The organism is Sphingobacterium sp. JB170 (genome assembly GCF_900163865.1).
Classification (GTDB): Bacteria; Bacteroidota; Bacteroidia; order Sphingobacteriales; family Sphingobacteriaceae; genus Sphingobacterium.
Window position 1 is genome coordinate 305,526 of the sequence record NZ_FUKU01000013.1, and the last position, 17,849, is coordinate 323,374.

14 protein-coding genes are annotated in these 17,849 nt (G+C 42.0%); 6 read left to right on the forward strand and 8 right to left on the reverse strand.

Annotation, left to right across the window (positions count from 1 at the left end; translation table 11 throughout):
- Positions 1-6 precede the first annotated feature (6 nt).
- The 4 genes from FM107_RS02715 to FM107_RS02730 all read left to right on the forward strand — a co-directional run bounded on the left by FM107_RS02715 (position 7) and on the right by FM107_RS02730 (position 3,691).
- Positions 7-1,413 carry a regulatory iron-sulfur-containing complex subunit RicT gene (locus tag FM107_RS02715; RefSeq protein ID WP_179204386.1) on the forward strand — a complete coding sequence of 469 codons (1,407 nt, stop codon included), beginning with the start codon at positions 7-9 and terminating at the stop codon, positions 1,411-1,413.
- 72 nt (positions 1,414-1,485) lie between these two features.
- Entirely contained in the window at positions 1,486-1,944 is a 459-nt protein-coding gene (locus FM107_RS02720; RefSeq protein ID WP_086946972.1) for a gliding motility lipoprotein GldH, read from the forward strand.
- Positions 1,944-2,981 (forward strand): tetraacyldisaccharide 4'-kinase, encoded by a 1,038-nt coding sequence (lpxK, locus tag FM107_RS02725; protein WP_086946973.1) that lies wholly within the window; start codon positions 1,944-1,946, stop codon positions 2,979-2,981. The genes FM107_RS02720 and lpxK overlap by 1 nt, the downstream gene beginning before the upstream one ends.
- A 266-nt stretch (positions 2,982-3,247) precedes the next feature.
- Entirely contained in the window at positions 3,248-3,691 is a 444-nt protein-coding gene (locus tag FM107_RS02730) for a hypothetical protein (RefSeq protein ID WP_086946974.1), read from the forward strand.
- 339 nt (positions 3,692-4,030) lie between these two features.
- Here the strand turns inward: FM107_RS02730 and dnaA are convergent, their stop codons facing one another.
- Both dnaA and dxs read right to left on the reverse strand, forming a co-directional pair.
- Positions 4,031-5,458 carry a chromosomal replication initiator protein DnaA gene (gene dnaA / locus FM107_RS02735; protein ID WP_086946975.1) on the reverse strand — a complete coding sequence of 476 codons (1,428 nt, stop codon included), beginning with the start codon at positions 5,456-5,458 and terminating at the stop codon, positions 4,031-4,033.
- Positions 5,459-5,828: 370 nt separating this feature from the next.
- Entirely contained in the window at positions 5,829-7,757 is a 1,929-nt protein-coding gene (gene dxs / locus FM107_RS02740) for a 1-deoxy-D-xylulose-5-phosphate synthase (RefSeq protein WP_086947198.1), read from the reverse strand.
- A gap of 148 nt (positions 7,758-7,905) precedes the next feature.
- Here dxs and FM107_RS02745 point away from each other — a divergent pair, with 148 nt between their 5' ends.
- Entirely contained in the window at positions 7,906-8,658 is a 753-nt protein-coding gene (locus FM107_RS02745; protein WP_086946976.1) for a ScpA family protein, read from the forward strand.
- Here FM107_RS02745 and FM107_RS02750 read toward each other — a convergent pair.
- From FM107_RS02750 to FM107_RS02760, 3 genes are read right to left on the reverse strand one after another with little or no spacing between them, the layout of a single operon-like run.
- Positions 8,651-9,376, reverse strand: a complete 726-nt coding sequence (locus FM107_RS02750; protein ID WP_086946977.1) for an enoyl-CoA hydratase/isomerase family protein — start codon at positions 9,374-9,376, stop codon at positions 8,651-8,653. The genes FM107_RS02745 and FM107_RS02750 overlap by 8 nt on opposite strands.
- The gene (locus FM107_RS02755; protein WP_086946978.1) at positions 9,366-10,223 is read right to left on the reverse strand and encodes a hypothetical protein; all 858 of its coding nucleotides are present in this window, start codon (positions 10,221-10,223) and stop codon (positions 9,366-9,368) included. Before FM107_RS02755 ends, FM107_RS02750 begins: the two co-directional genes overlap by 11 nt.
- A complete protein-coding gene (locus tag FM107_RS02760) occupies positions 10,213-11,364 on the reverse strand; it encodes an acyl-CoA dehydrogenase family protein (RefSeq protein WP_086946979.1) in 1,152 nt (383 codons plus the stop codon). The genes FM107_RS02755 and FM107_RS02760 overlap by 11 nt, the downstream gene beginning before the upstream one ends.
- Before the next feature lie 123 nt (positions 11,365-11,487).
- Here FM107_RS02760 and FM107_RS02765 point away from each other — a divergent pair, with 123 nt between their 5' ends.
- The gene (locus FM107_RS02765) at positions 11,488-13,095 is read left to right on the forward strand and encodes an acyl-CoA carboxylase subunit beta (RefSeq protein ID WP_086946980.1); all 1,608 of its coding nucleotides are present in this window, start codon (positions 11,488-11,490) and stop codon (positions 13,093-13,095) included.
- Here the strand turns inward: FM107_RS02765 and FM107_RS02770 are convergent.
- The 3 genes from FM107_RS02770 to nadA form a co-directional block, all read right to left on the reverse strand.
- Positions 13,092-15,011 (reverse strand): acetoacetate--CoA ligase, encoded by a 1,920-nt coding sequence (locus FM107_RS02770; RefSeq protein ID WP_086946981.1) that lies wholly within the window; start codon positions 15,009-15,011, stop codon positions 13,092-13,094. The genes FM107_RS02765 and FM107_RS02770 overlap by 4 nt on opposite strands.
- A 238-nt stretch (positions 15,012-15,249) precedes the next feature.
- Positions 15,250-16,296 (reverse strand): thiamine-phosphate kinase, encoded by a 1,047-nt coding sequence (gene thiL / locus FM107_RS02775; RefSeq protein WP_086946982.1) that lies wholly within the window; start codon positions 16,294-16,296, stop codon positions 15,250-15,252.
- Between the two features lie 12 nt (positions 16,297-16,308).
- Positions 16,309-17,307 (reverse strand): quinolinate synthase NadA, encoded by a 999-nt coding sequence (gene nadA, locus FM107_RS02780; RefSeq protein ID WP_086946983.1) that lies wholly within the window; start codon positions 17,305-17,307, stop codon positions 16,309-16,311.
- Positions 17,308-17,849 lie beyond the last annotated feature (542 nt).

Below are 17,849 nucleotides of genomic sequence, written 5' to 3' on the forward strand. Positions count from 1 at the left end.
AGTAATATGGGATGTGGCAGTTGCTCATCCGGAGGTGGGTGCAGTAGTGGTTCAACAACTACTGAAGGAAAAGCCCCTGCAGGTTGCCAAGATAACGGCTCTTGCATGACTAGCGGATGTAATAAATTAGATGTATACGATTGGCTTTCCGATATGGATTTGCCATCTAACTATAAACCTTTTAACGTTGTAGAGGTCCGTTTCAAAGGATCACGCAAAGATTTCTTTATAAACACAGATAACCTTTATCTGGAGATGGGAGAAATGGTTGCGGTCGAGCCATCAACAGGCGGCTACGATATCGGGCATGTTTCCCTAACGGGGGAACTTGTGCGGTTGCAGCTTAAGAAAAACAATGTGAAAGCTGATGCGGTAGAAAAGAAGATCTACCGTAAAGCGAACGAGTCGGATATTGCCAAATACAACGCGGCGAAAGACCTCGAGTGGGAAACGATGCACCGCGCACGTAACCTTGCGCTGGAGCTCAACCTTTCGATGAAGATCTCGGACGTGGACTATCAAGGCGATAAAACCAAAGCAACGTTTTATTACACGGCCGATGGACGCGTTGATTTTAGAGAGCTCATCAAGCGGATGGCCGAATCATTTCGTATTCGTATCGAAATGCGCCAGATTGGTATGCGCCAAGAAGCAAGCCGTCTGGGGGGTCTAGGTTCCTGTGGCCGTGAGCTCTGCTGTTCGACGTGGTTGACAGACTTTAAGACGGTATCTACTTCTGCAGCACGCTACCAGAATCTATCCTTGAACACCCTCAAGCTGGCTGGTCAATGTGGTAAACTCAAGTGCTGCTTAAACTACGAGCTAGACAGCTACATGGATGCTCTTCGAGATATTCCAAATAACGTAGACCGTTTAGATACCGAGGTCGGCACAGCATACCTTCAAAAAACAGATATTTTCAAAAAGATCCTCTGGTACTCCTATACGGGTGCCGAAAGCTGGATTCCGATTCCTGTTGAAAAGGTAAAAGAATATGCCGCGTTAAACAAAGAGGGTAAAAAAGTTGGTGACCTTATCGCTAGCTTCCAGCCCGAAGAAGTGGAAAAACCAGTATCGTTTGACTACGAAAATGTGGTCGGCCAAGACTCGCTGACGCGTCTGGATGAACAAAACAAGCGCAAAAAACGCAGCAAAAAACCAAGAAGCAAAAAGGATGCTCAAGGCTCCACCGAGAATAAATCCTCGGAAAACAAACCCGCAGCAGCAAATAAAGATCAAAACAGGAATAGGCCTGCACGCCAGAACCGTGCTCGAGGTGCTAAACCAAGCGATAATAAAGAAGCAGCAAAGCCCGCAACCGAAGGTGGTGCTCCTAATAAACGACGCAACAATCGTAACCGAAACCGTAATCGCGGTAACGAAGGAAACAGCAAGGGCCAGCCGAACGCTTAAGACACGTACAATCCACCCTTGATTTTATAACGAGGGTGGATTGTGCGCTTAAATTATATTCAAAAGAACAACATGAGAGGACTTTTTTGGTGTCTTTTATCCGTATTTCTTTTCGCGTGTTGCACAAGCGACATCTTTTACCTGGTTAACAAACCGATCGACAAGCGTGCATGGACATACGCACAAATTCCCACTTTCGATATTCCTATAAAAGATAAAAACAGACCTTTCGATATCTGGGTGAATATACGTCATACTGGCGAATACAATTATTCCAACCTATCGATCTTAGTCCATCAAAAAGGTCCAAATAATTTGGATACAACATACAAACACGAGTTGTCTCTTGCCCATCGTGATGGCCGCTGGAACGGAAGGAGCGCAGGGAACTTGTATGAAAATCAAATATTACTAAAAGAAAACTACATCTTCCCCGACACAGGAATATATTCAATCGGTATCGAGCAAAATATGCGCGAAAACCCACTCCGAGATATCACCGACGTAGGCATACAACTTATTCAGAAGTAATGATACGCCTGCTACGTATAATCCTATTCCCAATAAGCATTATCTATGCGCTGATCATGTGGTTGCGTAATCGGTTATACGATTGGCGACTACTCAAAAGCACCGCCTTCAAATTTCCTGTTGTAGTGATTGGAAACTTAGCCGTGGGCGGCACCGGTAAAAGCCCGATGGCTGAATATATATTACGCCTCATTAATCCCCACAAAGATATTATGCTGCTTAGCCGCGGATACGGTCGTAAGACAAAAGGGTTTCGCGAGGTGTCCATCCACGATAGCGCAGCGCTGGTCGGAGACGAGCCCCTACAAATTAAACGTAAATTTGGAAGCACGCAAGTATACGTTTGCGAAGACCGAGTATTTGCTCTAAATAAAATTGGATCCAGCGGCTCTGGCGTACTGCTTGACGATGCCTATCAGCATCGCGCGCTGAAACCCAGCTTTTCAATTCTACTCTTTGATTATAAGTCGCTGCTAAAGCCTATGCTTCCGCTTCCAACGGGAAATTTTCGTGATACCCTGCTCGAGAGTAAACGAGCGTCCCTTATCGTGGTTACAAAATGTCCCCACCGAACCGATCAGAAGATACGGCGCTTGATTGAGCAGAAGCTACAACAGTACACTACGGCGCCCATCTTTTTTTCCGCCATTAGCTACCAGCAGCTCCAAAATAGCCAAGGACAAGCCCTGCCACTTGCCGCGATTAGTACTTATCAAGCGCTGCTAATTACCGGTATCGCAAAGCCAGCGCCTTTACGCGATCATTTAAGCTCCCATCTTCAGCAACTAACGCATATCAATTTCAAGGACCATCACACCTTTAGCGCAGCCGATCTAGATGCAATAAAAACAGACTTTGCAGCCCTTAAATGCGACGATAAAATCATCATCACGACCGAAAAGGACTATCAGAGGCTTCCCGAATCATTCATTAATACATTTCCAGTATATACCGTTCCTATCGAGCAGCGCATACTATTTGGAGGGCAGGCGCTATTTGATTCCCTATTATTACGAGCCTTTAACATACAAAGTTAGCGCCCCTTCTCTCGCTACCCAGTTAGCATACCCCTTATCGCTGCCACAAAATTGTTTAGTCCCATTTTGACTAAAAACACGCAAAAAACCCTTTTAAGCCTATTCAGTCCATTTTTTCATGTATTTACTCCTCCATACGATTGTTAATGTTTGTTAAATTGTAACATATATGATACAATTGAGACAACAAATCACCCTCAACCGGAGTTATATAGATACAAAAACGAAATAAAACGTTTGAATTTAAAAACTAAAAATAAAAAGTCATGAAAAAATTATTTTTAACAGGTGTAAGTTTACTATGTGCACTAACACTAACATTCGCGCAGTCGAATCCTGAAGAAGCAGCAAAACAAGAAACAGCGACGCTTACGACGGCGTTGACACTTACTGAAGATCAGTCAGCTGAAATATTACCAATATTGGTGGATGGAAATAAAGCAAAAGAAGCAATCAAATCCGATGCTACATTATCACCAGAATTGCTTTCAGAAGCCCTAAACAAGCAGCAGTCGACCACTGATGCACAAGTTGCCGAAGCGTTAACGGAAGAGCAAAAACCGTTATTTGAAAGCTACATATCGCAGCGTCCAAAAGAACAAATGCCGACGCCAACCGTTGAACCAGGTACGCAACCCGTTGAACCAGCACAGCCGATGCAACAGCCAATGGAGCCAACACAGCAACCTGCTCAGCCTATGCAACCGTAACGATCGGGCATTGTAAGGAAAGTTTCACAAATTTAGTTACAATATAATACGCGTCGAGGTCTTTAATTAGGCCTCGACTTTTTTGTACCATACCTTGACCTTGTCTCCGGCTAAGCATGACATTCCATTCTTTGCTTAGGGACCTTACCGCAATAGTGCGGCAGGATGCGCGGCCATATTAGTATCCTTCTACGCTCCTTCTTATTAGTGCCCGTTTAGTACGCAGAACTGGAAAACATTCGTCCAGACCGGTAGCGTTAAATAAACGATGGCGCATAAAAAAAGTGCAAAACACATTATATCGGTTTCGCACTTTTTCCATTCAAAAATAAATCTTTATCAGGACGTCTTGAGTTTCTTCTGGATATCTTGCACGTAGGTCTTGAACTTCTTATCCGTCTCGATTAAATCTTCAACCGTTTGACAGGCATAAATTACTGTCGAATGATCTCGACCACCAAAGAAGCTCCCGATCGACTTTAACGATGATTTCGTGTGATTTTTTGCGAGATACATCGATATTTGACGAGCCTGCACGATTTCCCGCTTGCGAACTTTAGATTTAACCATCTCCACGGGTACTTCAAAATATTCACATACTAACTTTTGAATATACTCCATCGAAATCTCTTTGTGGGTATTCTTCACAAAGTTTTTTAGCATCGATTTCGCAAGATTGATATCAATCTCTTTTCTATTCAGCGTCGACTGGGCTAGTAAAGAAACCATTGCCCCTTCCAACTCTCGCACACTGTTGTCGATCTGCGTAGCGACATACTCTACCACATTATCCGGCAACTCGATGCCGTCGGAATACATTTTCTTTTTCAAGATAGCCATCCTGGTTTCCAAATCCGGAATTTGGATATCTGCAGACAAACCCCACTTAAAACGGCTCAATAGACGCTCTTCCAAACCTGACAAATCCTTAGGTGGTTTGTCTGAAGTCAAAATAATCTGCTTCCCTGACTGATGCAAGTGATTGAAAATATGGAAGAAAATGTCTTGGGTCTTTTCTTTCCCCGAAAAATTATGCACGTCGTCCATAATAATCACATCCATCGCTTGATAGAAGTTCACAAAATCATTAATCGTATTGTTCTTTAATGAATCTACGAATTGCTGACAGAACTTTTCACAAGAAACATAAATGACAAGTTTATCGGGTAAGTTCCTTTTGATCTCATTACCGATTGCTTGGGCGAGGTGTGTTTTCCCTAATCCCACATCACCATACAGCATCAATGGGTTGAAGGAGGTACCTCCCGGCTTATTTGCTACGGCAAATCCCGCTGAACGCGCTAATCTATTACACTCTCCTTCGATAAAATTATCAAAGGTATAGTGGTGATTGAGTTGAGGGTCTACCTGTAGCTTCTTCAATCCAGGAATAACAAATGGATTCTTAATATTCTTGTTCAAAGCAACAGGTACAGGAATAGATTGTTTTTTACCTTCAGCACCATTTCCATTCGAAGGAATGTTGGTCGTGTAAGGTGTATTTGCAGAAGATTTATCTACGATGATGTTATACTCTAGACGCCCTCCTTCTCCTAAAAATTTCTTAATAGTCTTCCGAAGTATGCCTACGTAATGTTCTTCGAGCCACTCGTAGAAAAACACTGATGGTACTTGAATCGTTAAAACGTTTCCGTTCAGACCAACCGCTTTTACAGGCTCAAACCAGGTCTTAAAACTTTGCGCAGGAATGTTGTCTTTTATAATCTGCAAACAGCTATTCCAAACACTTGTACACGTTTTTTCCATTCTAAAATTGTTAATAACTTGAAAACCAATATTTGACAAAAAATTGTTTAAAACTTTCTCTCTAGACGAAGATCACAAAAAATATTGAGCTAAAAAACTTAAATTTAAAATAAATACAAGACGCTTAATTATCAGGTATTTATATAAAAAAACAGCTAATTATAGGCTGGAAAAATCAACCAATAAATACTTTTCAACAACAGCATTTTATAGTACTTCTCATGAGGCATTTTGATCGAAAAACAGTTTTTCGGTTAGTGGGTGTGGAAAACTATTGCTCGTTTTACGTTGTTAAATATACATGTTTTAAAAGCTAAAAAAAAGGGAAGAACTGTTAAATTCTTCCCTTTAAATTTTCGACCTCAGTTTGTTACGATACGAGCGAATCAGTTTTGATTCCTCGGGTTAGTTTTTTACATGCCTCCACAATAGATCCGGCATCATAACCACAAAGTTTCCAAAGCTCGCCCTGTTCGCCATGTTCAATTATTTCATCAGGAATACCCAGACGCAAGACTTGCGCCGAATATTTATGGTCAACCATAAATTCCAGAACAGCCGAACCAACCCCACCCATCAAACAGCCATCTTCCAGGGTAATTACTTTATCGTATGTTTTAAAGACCTCGTGTAACAATGACTCGTCAAGGGGCTTTGCGAAACGTAAATCGTAGTGCGCTGGATGGATGCCTTCTTGATTTAAAAGCTGAATAGCTTTGGTCGCTTCATTGCCAATTGCTCCAAAACTTAATATCGCCAGATCCTCGCCATCTTGGATTTTACGTCCCTTACCAACTTCAATAGCTGCTAGAGGGCGCTTCCAGTCCACCATAATACCTTTACCACGTGGATATCGTATAACAAATGGTCCCTGGTCGGGCAGCTGTGCGGTATACATTAAATTACGTAACTCTTCCTCATTCATCGGCGCGGAGACCACAACATTCGGTATGCATCGCATATAGGCGATATCATATGCCCCATGGTGCGTTGGCCCATCAGCCCCCACAATTCCAGCCCGGTCCAAACAAAAGACCACATTCAGACGTTGCAAAGCCACGTCGTGGATCACTTGATCATAAGAGCGCTGCATAAAGGTGGAGTAGATATTACAAAATGGTACCAGACCTTGGGTTGCTAAACCCGCGCTAAAAGTCACCGCATGCTGCTCGGCAATACCTACATCAAAGGCCCTGTCTGGCATGGACTTCATCATGATGTTCATCGAAGAGCCGGACGGCATAGCTGGGGTGATCCCCATTATCTTGTCATTATTCTGCGCAAGCTCGACCAACGTATGCCCGAAAACATCTTGATATTTTGGCGGCTGGGGCTTTTGCGAGTTATTTTTTTTGATCTCTCCGGTTATCTTGTCAAATAGTCCCGGCGCATGCCATTTGGTTTGATCTTTCTCGGCTAACGCGTAGCCCTTGCCCTTTACCGTGACCACGTGTAGCAGCTTTGGCCCCGAAATATTTTTAAGGTCCTCAATCGTCTTGGTAAGCTTCACCACGTCGTGTCCGTCGACAGGGCCGAAATAGCGAAAGTTAAGTGACTCAAAAAGATTCGCACTTTTAAGCAGTGTCCCCTTAATACTTTGTTCTAGTTTTTTTGCCCAGCCGTATGCATCAGGACCGTTCTTGGAGATCTTAGCAAGCACACCTATTAAGTCGTCCCTAAATCTATTGTAAGATTTTGAAGTCGTAATACTGGTCAAATACTCTTTCATCGCCCCCACATTCGGGTCAATCGACATGCAGTTATCATTTAAAATAACGAGCAAATTGGATTTTTCTATCCCCGCATGGTTTAACGCTTCAAATGCCATACCTCCGGTCAAAGCGCCGTCACCAATAACGGCAACGTGTTGTCGATCCCGCTCACCCTTATATACCGAAGCAACCGCCATACCGAGCGCTGCTGAAATAGACGTGGAAGAGTGTCCTACCCCAAAAGTATCGTACTCACTCTCGCTACGCTTGGGAAAGCCCGAAAGACCACCCATCACCCGGTTGGTATGAAAAAAATCACGCCGGCCGGTTAAAATCTTGTGTCCGTATGCTTGATGCCCGACATCAAATATAATTTGATCATACGGTGTATTGAGCGCATAATGAAGCGCTACCGTTAACTCAACAACACCCAAACTTGCCGCGAAATGTCCTCCATTTACCGACACAATGTCGATGATAAACTGGCGTAATTCTTGACAAAATTCGTCCAGCTGAGCAGGGCTCAACTGGCGTAGCTCCGCCGGATAGTGTATATTCTTTAACAATGGACCTGCCTCTACTTGCATATCTTTTCCCATATAAATAAGTTACAAATTAACGACTTATTCAGTAAAATACAGAACATCCTATTTAAATAAAAGTTTAGACTTTATAAAAAAATCTCAAAATAAAACCTTTTTTAGTCCTTGACAAATAACTATTTTTGAACTGAATATGCAGAATGAAGCCTACGAGATTAAACTAGAACAGTTCGAGGGACCGTTTGATCTACTTTTATTTTTTATCGAGCGTGACGAATTGAATATTCACGATATCCCTATTTCTAAAATCACAGACGATTTTCTCGAATTCCTTCAACGTATGCAGTCGCTAAACATTGAACTAGCTAGTGAATTTATCTTCGTAGCTTCAACGCTAATGCGCATTAAAGCTAAAATGTTACTCCCTCGCCCGGAAACGGACGAGGCAGAAAATGAAATTGACCTCAAACGAGAGCTAACACAAAAACTTTTGCTTTACAAGCAATTTAAGGAAATTTGTGAAGATCTCCGACATTACGAGGAAGCTCGTACGAAAATACACGCCCGCGCCAATCTGCAATATGACAATTCCATTGCCCGTAAAAAAAACAATGCAGAAGAACATCTCGATACGTTTGACCTCTACAAGCTACTTATGGTGTACGAAAAATTAATTTTCAATTTTACCCATCGTATAAAAGAAGTTACCCATACGGTTGTCAAATACCCCTATACCATCGAACAGCAAAAGAAAGCACTTTTCGATCTCATTGCCTTAAACAGCAAGATTGATTTCCATCAAATTAAAATGAATTCGGAAAATAAAGTGCAGTTCGTCTACAACTTCCTGGCCGTACTGGAAATGCTTCAACAAAAACTCTTAGAAATTGAAATAGGTACGGGGTACAACAACTTCTGGATTGAAAAGAAAACCGTTCTCAACTAAGTTTATTATTATCAGTTTTGATTTTAAGCGCGTTTAGCCGCTGTTTAAGGAACTCATATTGCTCACTAGGGCTTATAGCGGTTAGTTCGTTCAATGCACTAATACCGGCCATCACCACCGCCACATCAACCTCTTGAAAATATTTAATCTTTTGATTGACGACCTGTTGCTCATATATCCCGTCAACGATTCCGAGCTGCATCGCCCTATGCACATCAAAATAATTGGTGTCTAAACAAAGTTGCAAAACTTTTTTCTGGGGCATCACCCGCGCGAGGCTTGCCATCACTTGAAAAGGAAAAATTCCCAAATTAAGTTCAGGCAGTCGAAAGCGAACATGTTCTGCAGCCAGTACGTAGGTACAGCCTAAAATAAACAGAAACCCGCCCGCAATCACATCACCCTGCAAGACCGCTATCGATGGCTTCAGAAGCCCCTGCATCACGTCTCCTAACGAGCGGTCATCATGTTTTATCCCCGCGTTCAACACGTCTAGTTCGGGGTCCTCAAACGTCTTCAAGTCCATACCCGCACAAAAGACAGGTCCCTCAGCATTCAATAGAACAACGTTCACGTGCGGATCTTGGTTTATCCGGTTTATTGCATGGGCAATCTCATCAATCATAGAAGGTGTGAAAGCGTTACGTTTGTCTGCTCGAGCTAAGGTCAGGGTGGCTAGCTTTTGCTCAATTGTTAACCGTATATACTTATACTGCATCGTAAATCATATCATTAAAATTTGTAATTATAGACTGTACCTTATACTGCTGACTACTTTTAAATTTATGTATTAAAAGCTCCGAAGGGATATTACCGACTAATTCATCTTGTGCAAAAGGACAACCACCATACCCCAACACCGCGCCTTCGAAGATACGGCATCCACCTTGAAATGCAGCTTCAATCTTTTGCGCTGCTCCTCGAGCGTCACTATGCAGATGAATACTCAACTCCAAATCCGAAAACTGCGCATAGATACGGTTAAAAAGAATACCTATTTGCTCGGCCGTGGCCGCTGAGGTGGTGTCGGCAATAGAGAACTTACGAACACCAAGCCCTTTAAGGCGCTCCATCCAGCCCAACACAATATCCTCATGCCAGGGATCCTGATAAGGATTACCGAATGCCATCGAAATATAGACCATCAATTCTGGACCGACCGACTTGTCAAGAATGTCTTTAATAGCACGAACCGAAGTAAACGATTCCTCGATACTACGATTGGTATTGCGCCGCTGAAAAGTGTCCGACACAGAGAAAGGATAGCCCAGATAGTCAATTTTCTTAAAACCAGCCCCCATGGAGGCGCCCCGCTCGTTGGCAATGATCGCTATTAACTTAGTAGACGCTGATTTTTCAATACTTTCAATCACTTGCTCGGTATCGCGTAGCTGCGGAACAGCTTTCGCAGACACGAAGCTTCCAAAGTCTATAAAATCAAAAAGCGCCGACCCGATTAGCGCATTCAAGTAAGTTATCTTTTTGGCCGTGGGGATGAACTTGTCCATTCCTTGAATAGCATCCCTGGGACAATCTGTAAGGAATACCGGTTGATTATTTGACATCTTTTCCTATTTCTCGCGAAATCACCATCCGTTGAATAGCACTGGTTCCCTCGCCTATGGTACATAATTTAGCATCTCGAAAATATTTTTCTGCAGGAAAATCTTTGGTAAACCCATATCCTCCATGTATCTGCACACTTTCATTAGACACCTCCACAGCTGTCTCCGATGCGAAGAGTTTAGCCATTGCACTTTGCTTGGTCATCGTTATACCATCATCCTTCAGCTGACCAGCCTGGCGAACCAAGAGCTCGGAAGCCTCTATCTTCGTAGCCATATCCGCCAAAGTAAAAGCGATCGACTGAAAATCAAATATCTTCCGGTTGAACTGCTTCCGTTGGTGAGCGTAAGAAAGAGCGCATTCATACGCGCCGCGGGCAATACCCAGCGATAATGCGGCGATAGATATCCGCCCTCCATCAAGAAGCTTTAACGCCTGCACGAAGCCCTCGCCGGGATTGCCGATAACTTGATCTTTATGTAGTTTACAGTTATCAAAAAATAAGCTCGCTGTCTCCGAAGCGCGCATACCCAACTTATCAATCTTCTGACCTGCCGAAAATCCGGGCATGCCCTTTTCAACAATAAACGCTGTAACCCCTTTTTTATCGCCTTTTTCTCCCGTGCGAACCATAACGACAGCCACATCACTGCTAATGGCATGGGTGATAAAAGTTTTCGAGCCGTTTACGATATAATAATCGCCTTCCAATACGCCAGTTGTTGACAAGCCGCCAGCGTCAGATCCAGATTCTGTTTCTGTTAACCCCCAAGCGCCCAGCCATTCTGCGGTAGCTAGCTTAGGAAGATACTTTTGTTTTTGCTCCTGGCTAGCAAACGATAAAATATGATTTGTACATAGCGAGTTATGCGCTGCAACCGATAAACCTATAGAACCACAAACCTTAGAAATTTCATCTAAAACAGTAATATATTCTTGGTACCCCAACCCCGAACCGCCGAACTCCTCAGGTACTAGTATTCCCATAAAACCATATTCACCCAATTGTTTGAATAACTCCACAGGAAAGTGCTGACGCTCATCCCAATCCATTATATGTGGCTTAATGTAGGTCTTAGCGAACTCTTTGACGCTCTGACGAACCAAAGCTAATTGCTCATTTTCGTAAATTTGTAACATAATATTTTGTATGTTTATAACTGATTTACGAAAATTATAAAAAACAATTCACATTTTAAAATAATTGTATTTTTTACTACAATTATCGTTTATAAATTATCAAGTTTATAAAAAAACTAGATCATGCAAGAACTATTAACCGAATTAAAACAGAAAACCGAAAAACTCCATTTAGGAGGCGGAATTGATAAACTAAATAAGCATAAACAAAAAGGTAAACTATCGGCCTGGGAACGTGTATTCACCTTACTCGATACCGATAGACCCTACGTTGAAGTTGGTAAATTTGCTGGCGATAATATGTATGAAGAACATGGCGGCTGCCCTAACGGTGGCGTAGTGGTGGTCTTAGGTTATGTGTCAGATCGCTTGTGCGTGGTCATTTCAAACGACGCGACCGTAAAAGCAGGCGCCTGGTTTCCCATTGCGGCAAAAAAAAACCTTCGCGCACAGGAAATAGCGATGGAAAATCATATTCCTATCATCTATTTGGTAGATTCGGCAGGCGTTTATTTACCCATGCAAGATGAAATTTTTCCAGATAAGGAACATTTTGGTCGTGTTTTCAGAAACAATGCTAAAATATCGGCAATGGGAATTCCGCAGATATCCGCTATCATGGGGCCCTGCGTGGCCGGTGGAGCATACCTGCCGATCATGTCCGATTACGCACTCATCGTAGAAGGAACCGGTTCGGTATTTCTTGCAGGGTCCTATCTCGTGAAATCCTCGATTGGTGAGGACATCGATAATGAAACATTAGGCGGCGCGGTAACGCATTGCGAAATTTCCGGCGTTACTGACAACAAGTTTCCTGATGATCAAAGCTGTCTACACGCTATTCGAAATATTGTCGACAAATTCGGATCGAGCTCGCACGCTAATTTTTCAAGAGTAAAAGCACTACCCCCAGAATATGACAACGACTTTATCTACTCCTATTTACCACAAGACCGCCTAAAGCCCTACAACATGCGGGAGCTTCTAAAAGCGATCGTAGATAAAGGGTCGATCGAAGAATATAAAACAGACTACGGTAAAACTATTATATGCACGCTGGCACGGATCGATGGCTGGGCTGTAGGCATCGTAGCCAATCAGCGTGAAATCGTTAAAGCTAAAAAGCCAGGCAACGTGAATGAACTCCAGATGGGAGGAGTAATTTATTCGGATTCGGCAGACAAAGCCGCTCGATTTATTATGAATTGTAATCAACAAAAAATTCCGCTTGTATTCTTTCAGGATGTAACGGGATTTATGGTCGGCTCACGCTCCGAGCAGGGTGGGATTATTAAAGATGGCGCCAAAATGGTAAACGCAATGGCCAACTCTATTGTGCCTAAGTTCACCTTTATTGTAGGAAATAGTTATGGAGCAGGTAATTATGCTATGTGTGGTAAAGCCTACGACCCACGTTTGATTTATGCATGGCCGACGGCAAAAATGGCTGTCATGAGTGGTGCCTCGGCAGGAAAAACCCTTTTGCAAATACAAGAATCTACCCTTAAAGCACAAAATATTACCCTGAGTGAGCAAGAGAAAACGACTCTGCTAAAGAAAATTGGAAATCAATATGAAAAGCAACTTAGCCCTTATTATGCTGCTGCCCGGCTCTGGGTAGATGGCGTAATAGATCCACTAGAGACAAGAAAAATAATCTCCATGGGCATAGAAGCAGCGAACCATCAACCCCTAAGTGAGTCTTATAAAGTTGGCGTGATACAAACTTAGCCAAGCGCGCGGTAAATACCAATATATTCTTCGAGCGAAGCCGGGTTGCGCATGATATCCGCGCTAACAACCCTCTGAGGATCGATACCAGAAAATATTTTCTTTATCGGAATCTCAAGCTTTTTCCCGCTAAGGGTATACGGAATATCCTGCACCTGGTAGAAAAGATCCGGTACATGTCTTGGGCTATACTGCGTGCGCAAAGCCTGTTTTGCCCTTTCAATTACATCGTCAAAACTGCTTGTATTTTCCGGCTCAATCCGAATAAACAGTATCATCCGAGCAATATCCAGCGAATCATCGGTTACGATAACTAAACTATCGGTAATGCCGGCTACAGAAAGTAAACCGTTATAAATTTCCGCTGTTCCGATGCGTACCCCCCCTCTATTTAATGTAGAATCGGACCTTCCATGCATCACAATACCTCCACGGCTGTTTATCTCAATCCAATCGCCGTGATTCCATACCCCCTTGTAGGTCGAAAAATAGCTTTTTTTGTATTTTTTATTTCCCTTATCGCCCCAAAAACATAACGGCATGGCCGGCATCGGCTGTTTAATGATCAATTCGCCCACTTCCTCGAGGACTTCACGCTGCTTTTCATCATATGCTACAATATCCGAACCCAGTGTACGACATTGTATTTCCCCGCGATATACGGGTAGTAAAGGGCACCCGGAAAGAAATGCACTACAAACATCCGTCCCGCCACTAAGGCTAATAATATGGGCTTGTGGAAACTTGCCATGTAGATTATCAAAAGTTTTCTCCGCTAGAGGCGACCCTGTCGATCCGATAACTTTTGGTTGGTAGTCCCGGATGATCAGCTCATGTATCGAAGAAAAATAAGTAGCTCCAGCACCAAGATGATCGACTTGCCCACGTTTTAAAAAATTCCAAAAAGTGCGATGATTATCATGATTTATCGCCCCATTGTAAAGGCATAAAGTTGCCCCACACAATAACGAAGACAACGCATAATTCCACATCATCCATCCAGTTGTCGTATACCACAAGAAATTTTCACCCGTCTGTACATTCTGATGTAAGCTAAGTGCCTTTAGATGTTCAATTAAATTTCCGCCCGTGCGGTGTGTTATAGCTTTAGGTATACCCGTAGTACCCGAAGAATAAAGTATCCATATCGGGTGATCAAAAGCGACTCGTTCAAACAATAGTTCTCCGTTGGGGTAATGAACGAAGATTTCGCTCCATTCCTTACTATTAATGTCGACAGATTTTTCAATCGAATCAATTTCGTTCAAAATATGCGTTAAGGTGGAAGATTTATTAAACGCTTTGCCTCCATATTGATACGACGTTTCGATAAATAGCATCTTAGGCTGAATCAAACCGAAACGTTCAACGACACTTTTATCGCCAAAATCCGGCGAGCAGCAGGACCAGATAGCACCGATAGAATTGGCCGCTAAGAATATGGCGAGCGTTTCAACCGTATTATTAAGTAAACCAACCACACGATCTCCCTTGGATACACCATTATCTCTCATGTAGTTTTGTAAACAGTAAACCATATTTGAAATCTCAGCCCAGGTATAAGCACGATAGGTACATTCTTCATCCGCATACTTCACTGCAATGGCAGTAGGGTCCTTACCTGCAAATATATGCTCACTATAGCTTAGCGATAGGCCAGAAAACCAATCTATATCGGTGAAATCGCTACCATTGTCGCGATGGGAAAACACATTTGTATATCTACCGGAATATTTTACATCAAAAAAATCAAGTATGCTTTCCCAAAAACGCGCTAGGTTATCGGTAGACCATCGATGCATTTGGTCATAACTCGAAAATGATGAATTATACTTTTCCGCAATATACTGCCCATACTCATATAAAGCGGACTGCTCGCTATACGCCGGCTTGGGTACCCATAATGGTTCTTTCATCTGCCTAAAATTGGTTGTTTCCTTGTAAAATTAGAAAGAACCATTCAGATTATCAATCGGTTTGAGATAAGAGTTCCCCTGGCAGAGCTAGAATATATCCCACCTACTCATCGAATCGAGCTATGAATACTACGTTAATTATCTCCTAAAAAAAAAAGCTACCCTGAATAAGTACCTTCTTGCCACATCTGTAATGCGCTTTACGGTCAGAGACCAGAATTTATCGTGCTAAACGACACTATTCATTTTCTTTAAAGGCGTTCCAACCTTGGGCTTTAATAGGATGTATATTTCCTGATTTTGATATCATATCTCTTCCCGCATTTTTTTCGGTGATATATCCAATAATTGTTATATCGAGCTGATTTTTAACCTTGTCGTATTGCTCTTGTGGGATTGTAAAAAGCAACTCGTAGTCTTCGCCACCATTTAATGCGCAAATAGTTGGGTCCAAACCAAACTCTCGTGCCGTATCATAAGTCATCGGATCAATTGGAATTTTCTCTTCATACAATTTACATCCAACGTTCGATGCTTCACAGATATGAATTATTTCCGAAGCAAGACCGTCCGATACATCAATCATTGCATTTGGCTGTATTCCAAATTCCTCAAATAACGCGATAACATCTTTACGAGCTTCTGGTTTTAACTGCCTTTCTACAATGTAATCTTTACCTTCCAGATCGGGCTGAATTTTTGGATTCTCTAAGTATACCTGTTTCTCTCGTTCTAAAAGTTGTAAGCCCACGTAAGCGCCTCCAAGATCGCCACTGACACATAATAGATCCCCCTGCTTTGCACCTGAGCGGTAAGCTATTTTATCGGTTTTTGCGTAGCCGATACTTGTTACAGAGATAACAAGCCCTTGAACCGAGGCTGAAGTATCGCCACCGATTAGGTCCACATTATACTTTTTACATGCTATCAGTGCACCTTCATAGATTTCTTCTACGGCTTCTAGTGGAAATTTTGAAGACAATCCGATAGAGAATGTTACTTGTGATGCCGTACCATTCATTGCGTATATATCACTTAAGTTTACTTGTATAGCTTTGTACCCAAGGTGTTTTAAAGGCACGTAACGTAAATCAAAATGAATACCTTCTAACAAAAGATCTGTTGAGATTAACGTCTTACTATCGGAAAAATCCAGCACCGCGGCATCATCACCTATCCCCTTCACTGTCGAGGGTTCAGTAATCTCCACAGCTTTATTAAGGTAAGAGATTAGTCCAAATTCACCCAATTCATTAATATTGGTTCTTTCTTTGTTATCAAACATTTACTTTTCTTTTTATAAACCAAATCGTTCTGAAATCTCAAGCATGCGTTCTATTGGCTTTCTAGCGCTTTGAATAACGTCTGCCGCAAGATCAACTTCTGGTTGTTCATAATACAAGCAATTATAAAGCTTCTCTAACGTATTGAGCTTCATATGCGGACAATCATTACAAGCACAAACGTTATTGGGCGGTGCTGGAATAAACATTTTATTCGGGCTCGATTTCTGCATCTGGTGCAAAATTCCCGATTCGGTCGCCACGATAAATTGCTGAGCAGGGTCTTCAATCGTATATTTTAACATTCCCGAAGTGGAGCCAACATAATCGGCTTGCGCTAAAATATGGTCTTCACACTCAGGGTGTGCAATAAATTTAGCATTTGGAAACTGATTACGCAAATCAAGAATCCGATCCTGTGAGAAAATTTCATGTACCATACAAGCCCCATTCCATAATACAAGATCACGTCCGGTTTTCTTTTTTACATATTCACCTAGATTCTTATCCGGGCCGAATATGATCTTTTGATCCTCCGGTAAGCTTTGTACAATTTGAACAGCATTGGATGATGTACATACGATATCAGATAACGCTTTCAACTCCGCCGTGCAGTTCACGTAAGTAATCACTAGATGATCGGGATACTGCTCTTTAAATTTTGCAAACAAATGGGGCGGGCAGCTATCCGATAATGAACACCCCGCTTTCAAATCCGGTAACAATACCTTTTTCGAAGGTGACAATATTTTTGCCGTTTCGGCCATAAAATGCACGCCAGCAAAAACAATCATCTCTGCATCTGTTTTTGCTGCTTGTTGGGATAAACCCAAACTGTCGCCAATATAATCGGCAATATCTTGTATTTCCGATTCTTGGTAGTAGTGTGCAAGGATTACCGCATTTTTCTCTTTCTTAAGTCGGTTAATCTCTGCAACAATATCTAGCGTCGGGTCAATTGGTTCATCAATATACCCCTTCGCTTGAAGGTCTTTTTCAAAAGTTATATTCATCTCTACTCGTATTCTAAACCTAATTGATATTTTTGACTTAGCTCTATTACAAAAGTAAACAAAGAAATCCAAAGGTCTTCTAAATGACTTTGTTCCAGGTGAAACTTCGAACTGTTTTTACGGCGAAATATTACGTTTATCGCCCAATATATCATCCGTTAAATCAATCAATATGAGCGCCATAAAGGTCTCGATTTAATGCCCTTCGACTGGCCCAGGAATCGGTCAGAATCTTACAATTCGGGGATAAAGTGAACCCTGTTTTTAATAAATTGCAACTCAACCATTTACCGTTTAATTTGTTCGAATTTTCCAATAATTTATTTATAGTGTACTGATTATCAGTATAAAAATAAAATCCTACTTGTTATTTCATAATCGTCTATTCTTAAATTTCTTGTTTCACGTGACTAACTCATAGCACAAATGTAGACAAAGAAAATTAGACGATTTCCACATTCTCTTTTTTCAATAAATAATAATCTTTTTTTATATAAAGAATCTTATTGTTTATTAGTGTGTGGAAAATGGGGATAAGTTAC

What these genes read in the sequence shown, in the direction of transcription:
- FM107_RS02750 (WP_086946977.1), bottom strand. Translation starts at nt 9,376, where the DNA reads ATGCAGTATAAGTATATACGGTTAACAATTGAGCAAAAGCTAGCCACC.
- FM107_RS02770 (WP_086946981.1), bottom strand. Translation starts at nt 15,011, where the DNA reads ATGAAAGAACCATTATGGGTACCCAAGCCGGCGTATAGCGAGCAGTCC.
- FM107_RS02730 (WP_086946974.1), top strand. Translation starts at nt 3,248, where the DNA reads ATGAAAAAATTATTTTTAACAGGTGTAAGTTTACTATGTGCACTAACA.
- FM107_RS02720 (WP_086946972.1), top strand. Translation starts at nt 1,486, where the DNA reads ATGAGAGGACTTTTTTGGTGTCTTTTATCCGTATTTCTTTTCGCGTGT.
- FM107_RS02715 (WP_179204386.1), top strand. Translation starts at nt 7, where the DNA reads ATGGGATGTGGCAGTTGCTCATCCGGAGGTGGGTGCAGTAGTGGTTCA.
- dxs (WP_086947198.1), bottom strand. Translation starts at nt 7,757, where the DNA reads ATGCAAGTAGAGGCAGGTCCATTGTTAAAGAATATACACTATCCGGCG.
- FM107_RS02760 (WP_086946979.1), bottom strand. Translation starts at nt 11,364, where the DNA reads ATGTTACAAATTTACGAAAATGAGCAATTAGCTTTGGTTCGTCAGAGC.
- dnaA (WP_086946975.1), bottom strand. Translation starts at nt 5,458, where the DNA reads ATGGAAAAAACGTGTACAAGTGTTTGGAATAGCTGTTTGCAGATTATA.
- FM107_RS02765 (WP_086946980.1), top strand. Translation starts at nt 11,488, where the DNA reads ATGCAAGAACTATTAACCGAATTAAAACAGAAAACCGAAAAACTCCAT.
- FM107_RS02755 (WP_086946978.1), bottom strand. Translation starts at nt 10,223, where the DNA reads ATGTCAAATAATCAACCGGTATTCCTTACAGATTGTCCCAGGGATGCT.
- thiL (WP_086946982.1), bottom strand. Translation starts at nt 16,296, where the DNA reads ATGTTTGATAACAAAGAAAGAACCAATATTAATGAATTGGGTGAATTT.
- FM107_RS02745 (WP_086946976.1), top strand. Translation starts at nt 7,906, where the DNA reads ATGCAGAATGAAGCCTACGAGATTAAACTAGAACAGTTCGAGGGACCG.
- lpxK (WP_086946973.1), top strand. Translation starts at nt 1,944, where the DNA reads ATGATACGCCTGCTACGTATAATCCTATTCCCAATAAGCATTATCTAT.
- nadA (WP_086946983.1), bottom strand. Translation starts at nt 17,307, where the DNA reads ATGAATATAACTTTTGAAAAAGACCTTCAAGCGAAGGGGTATATTGAT.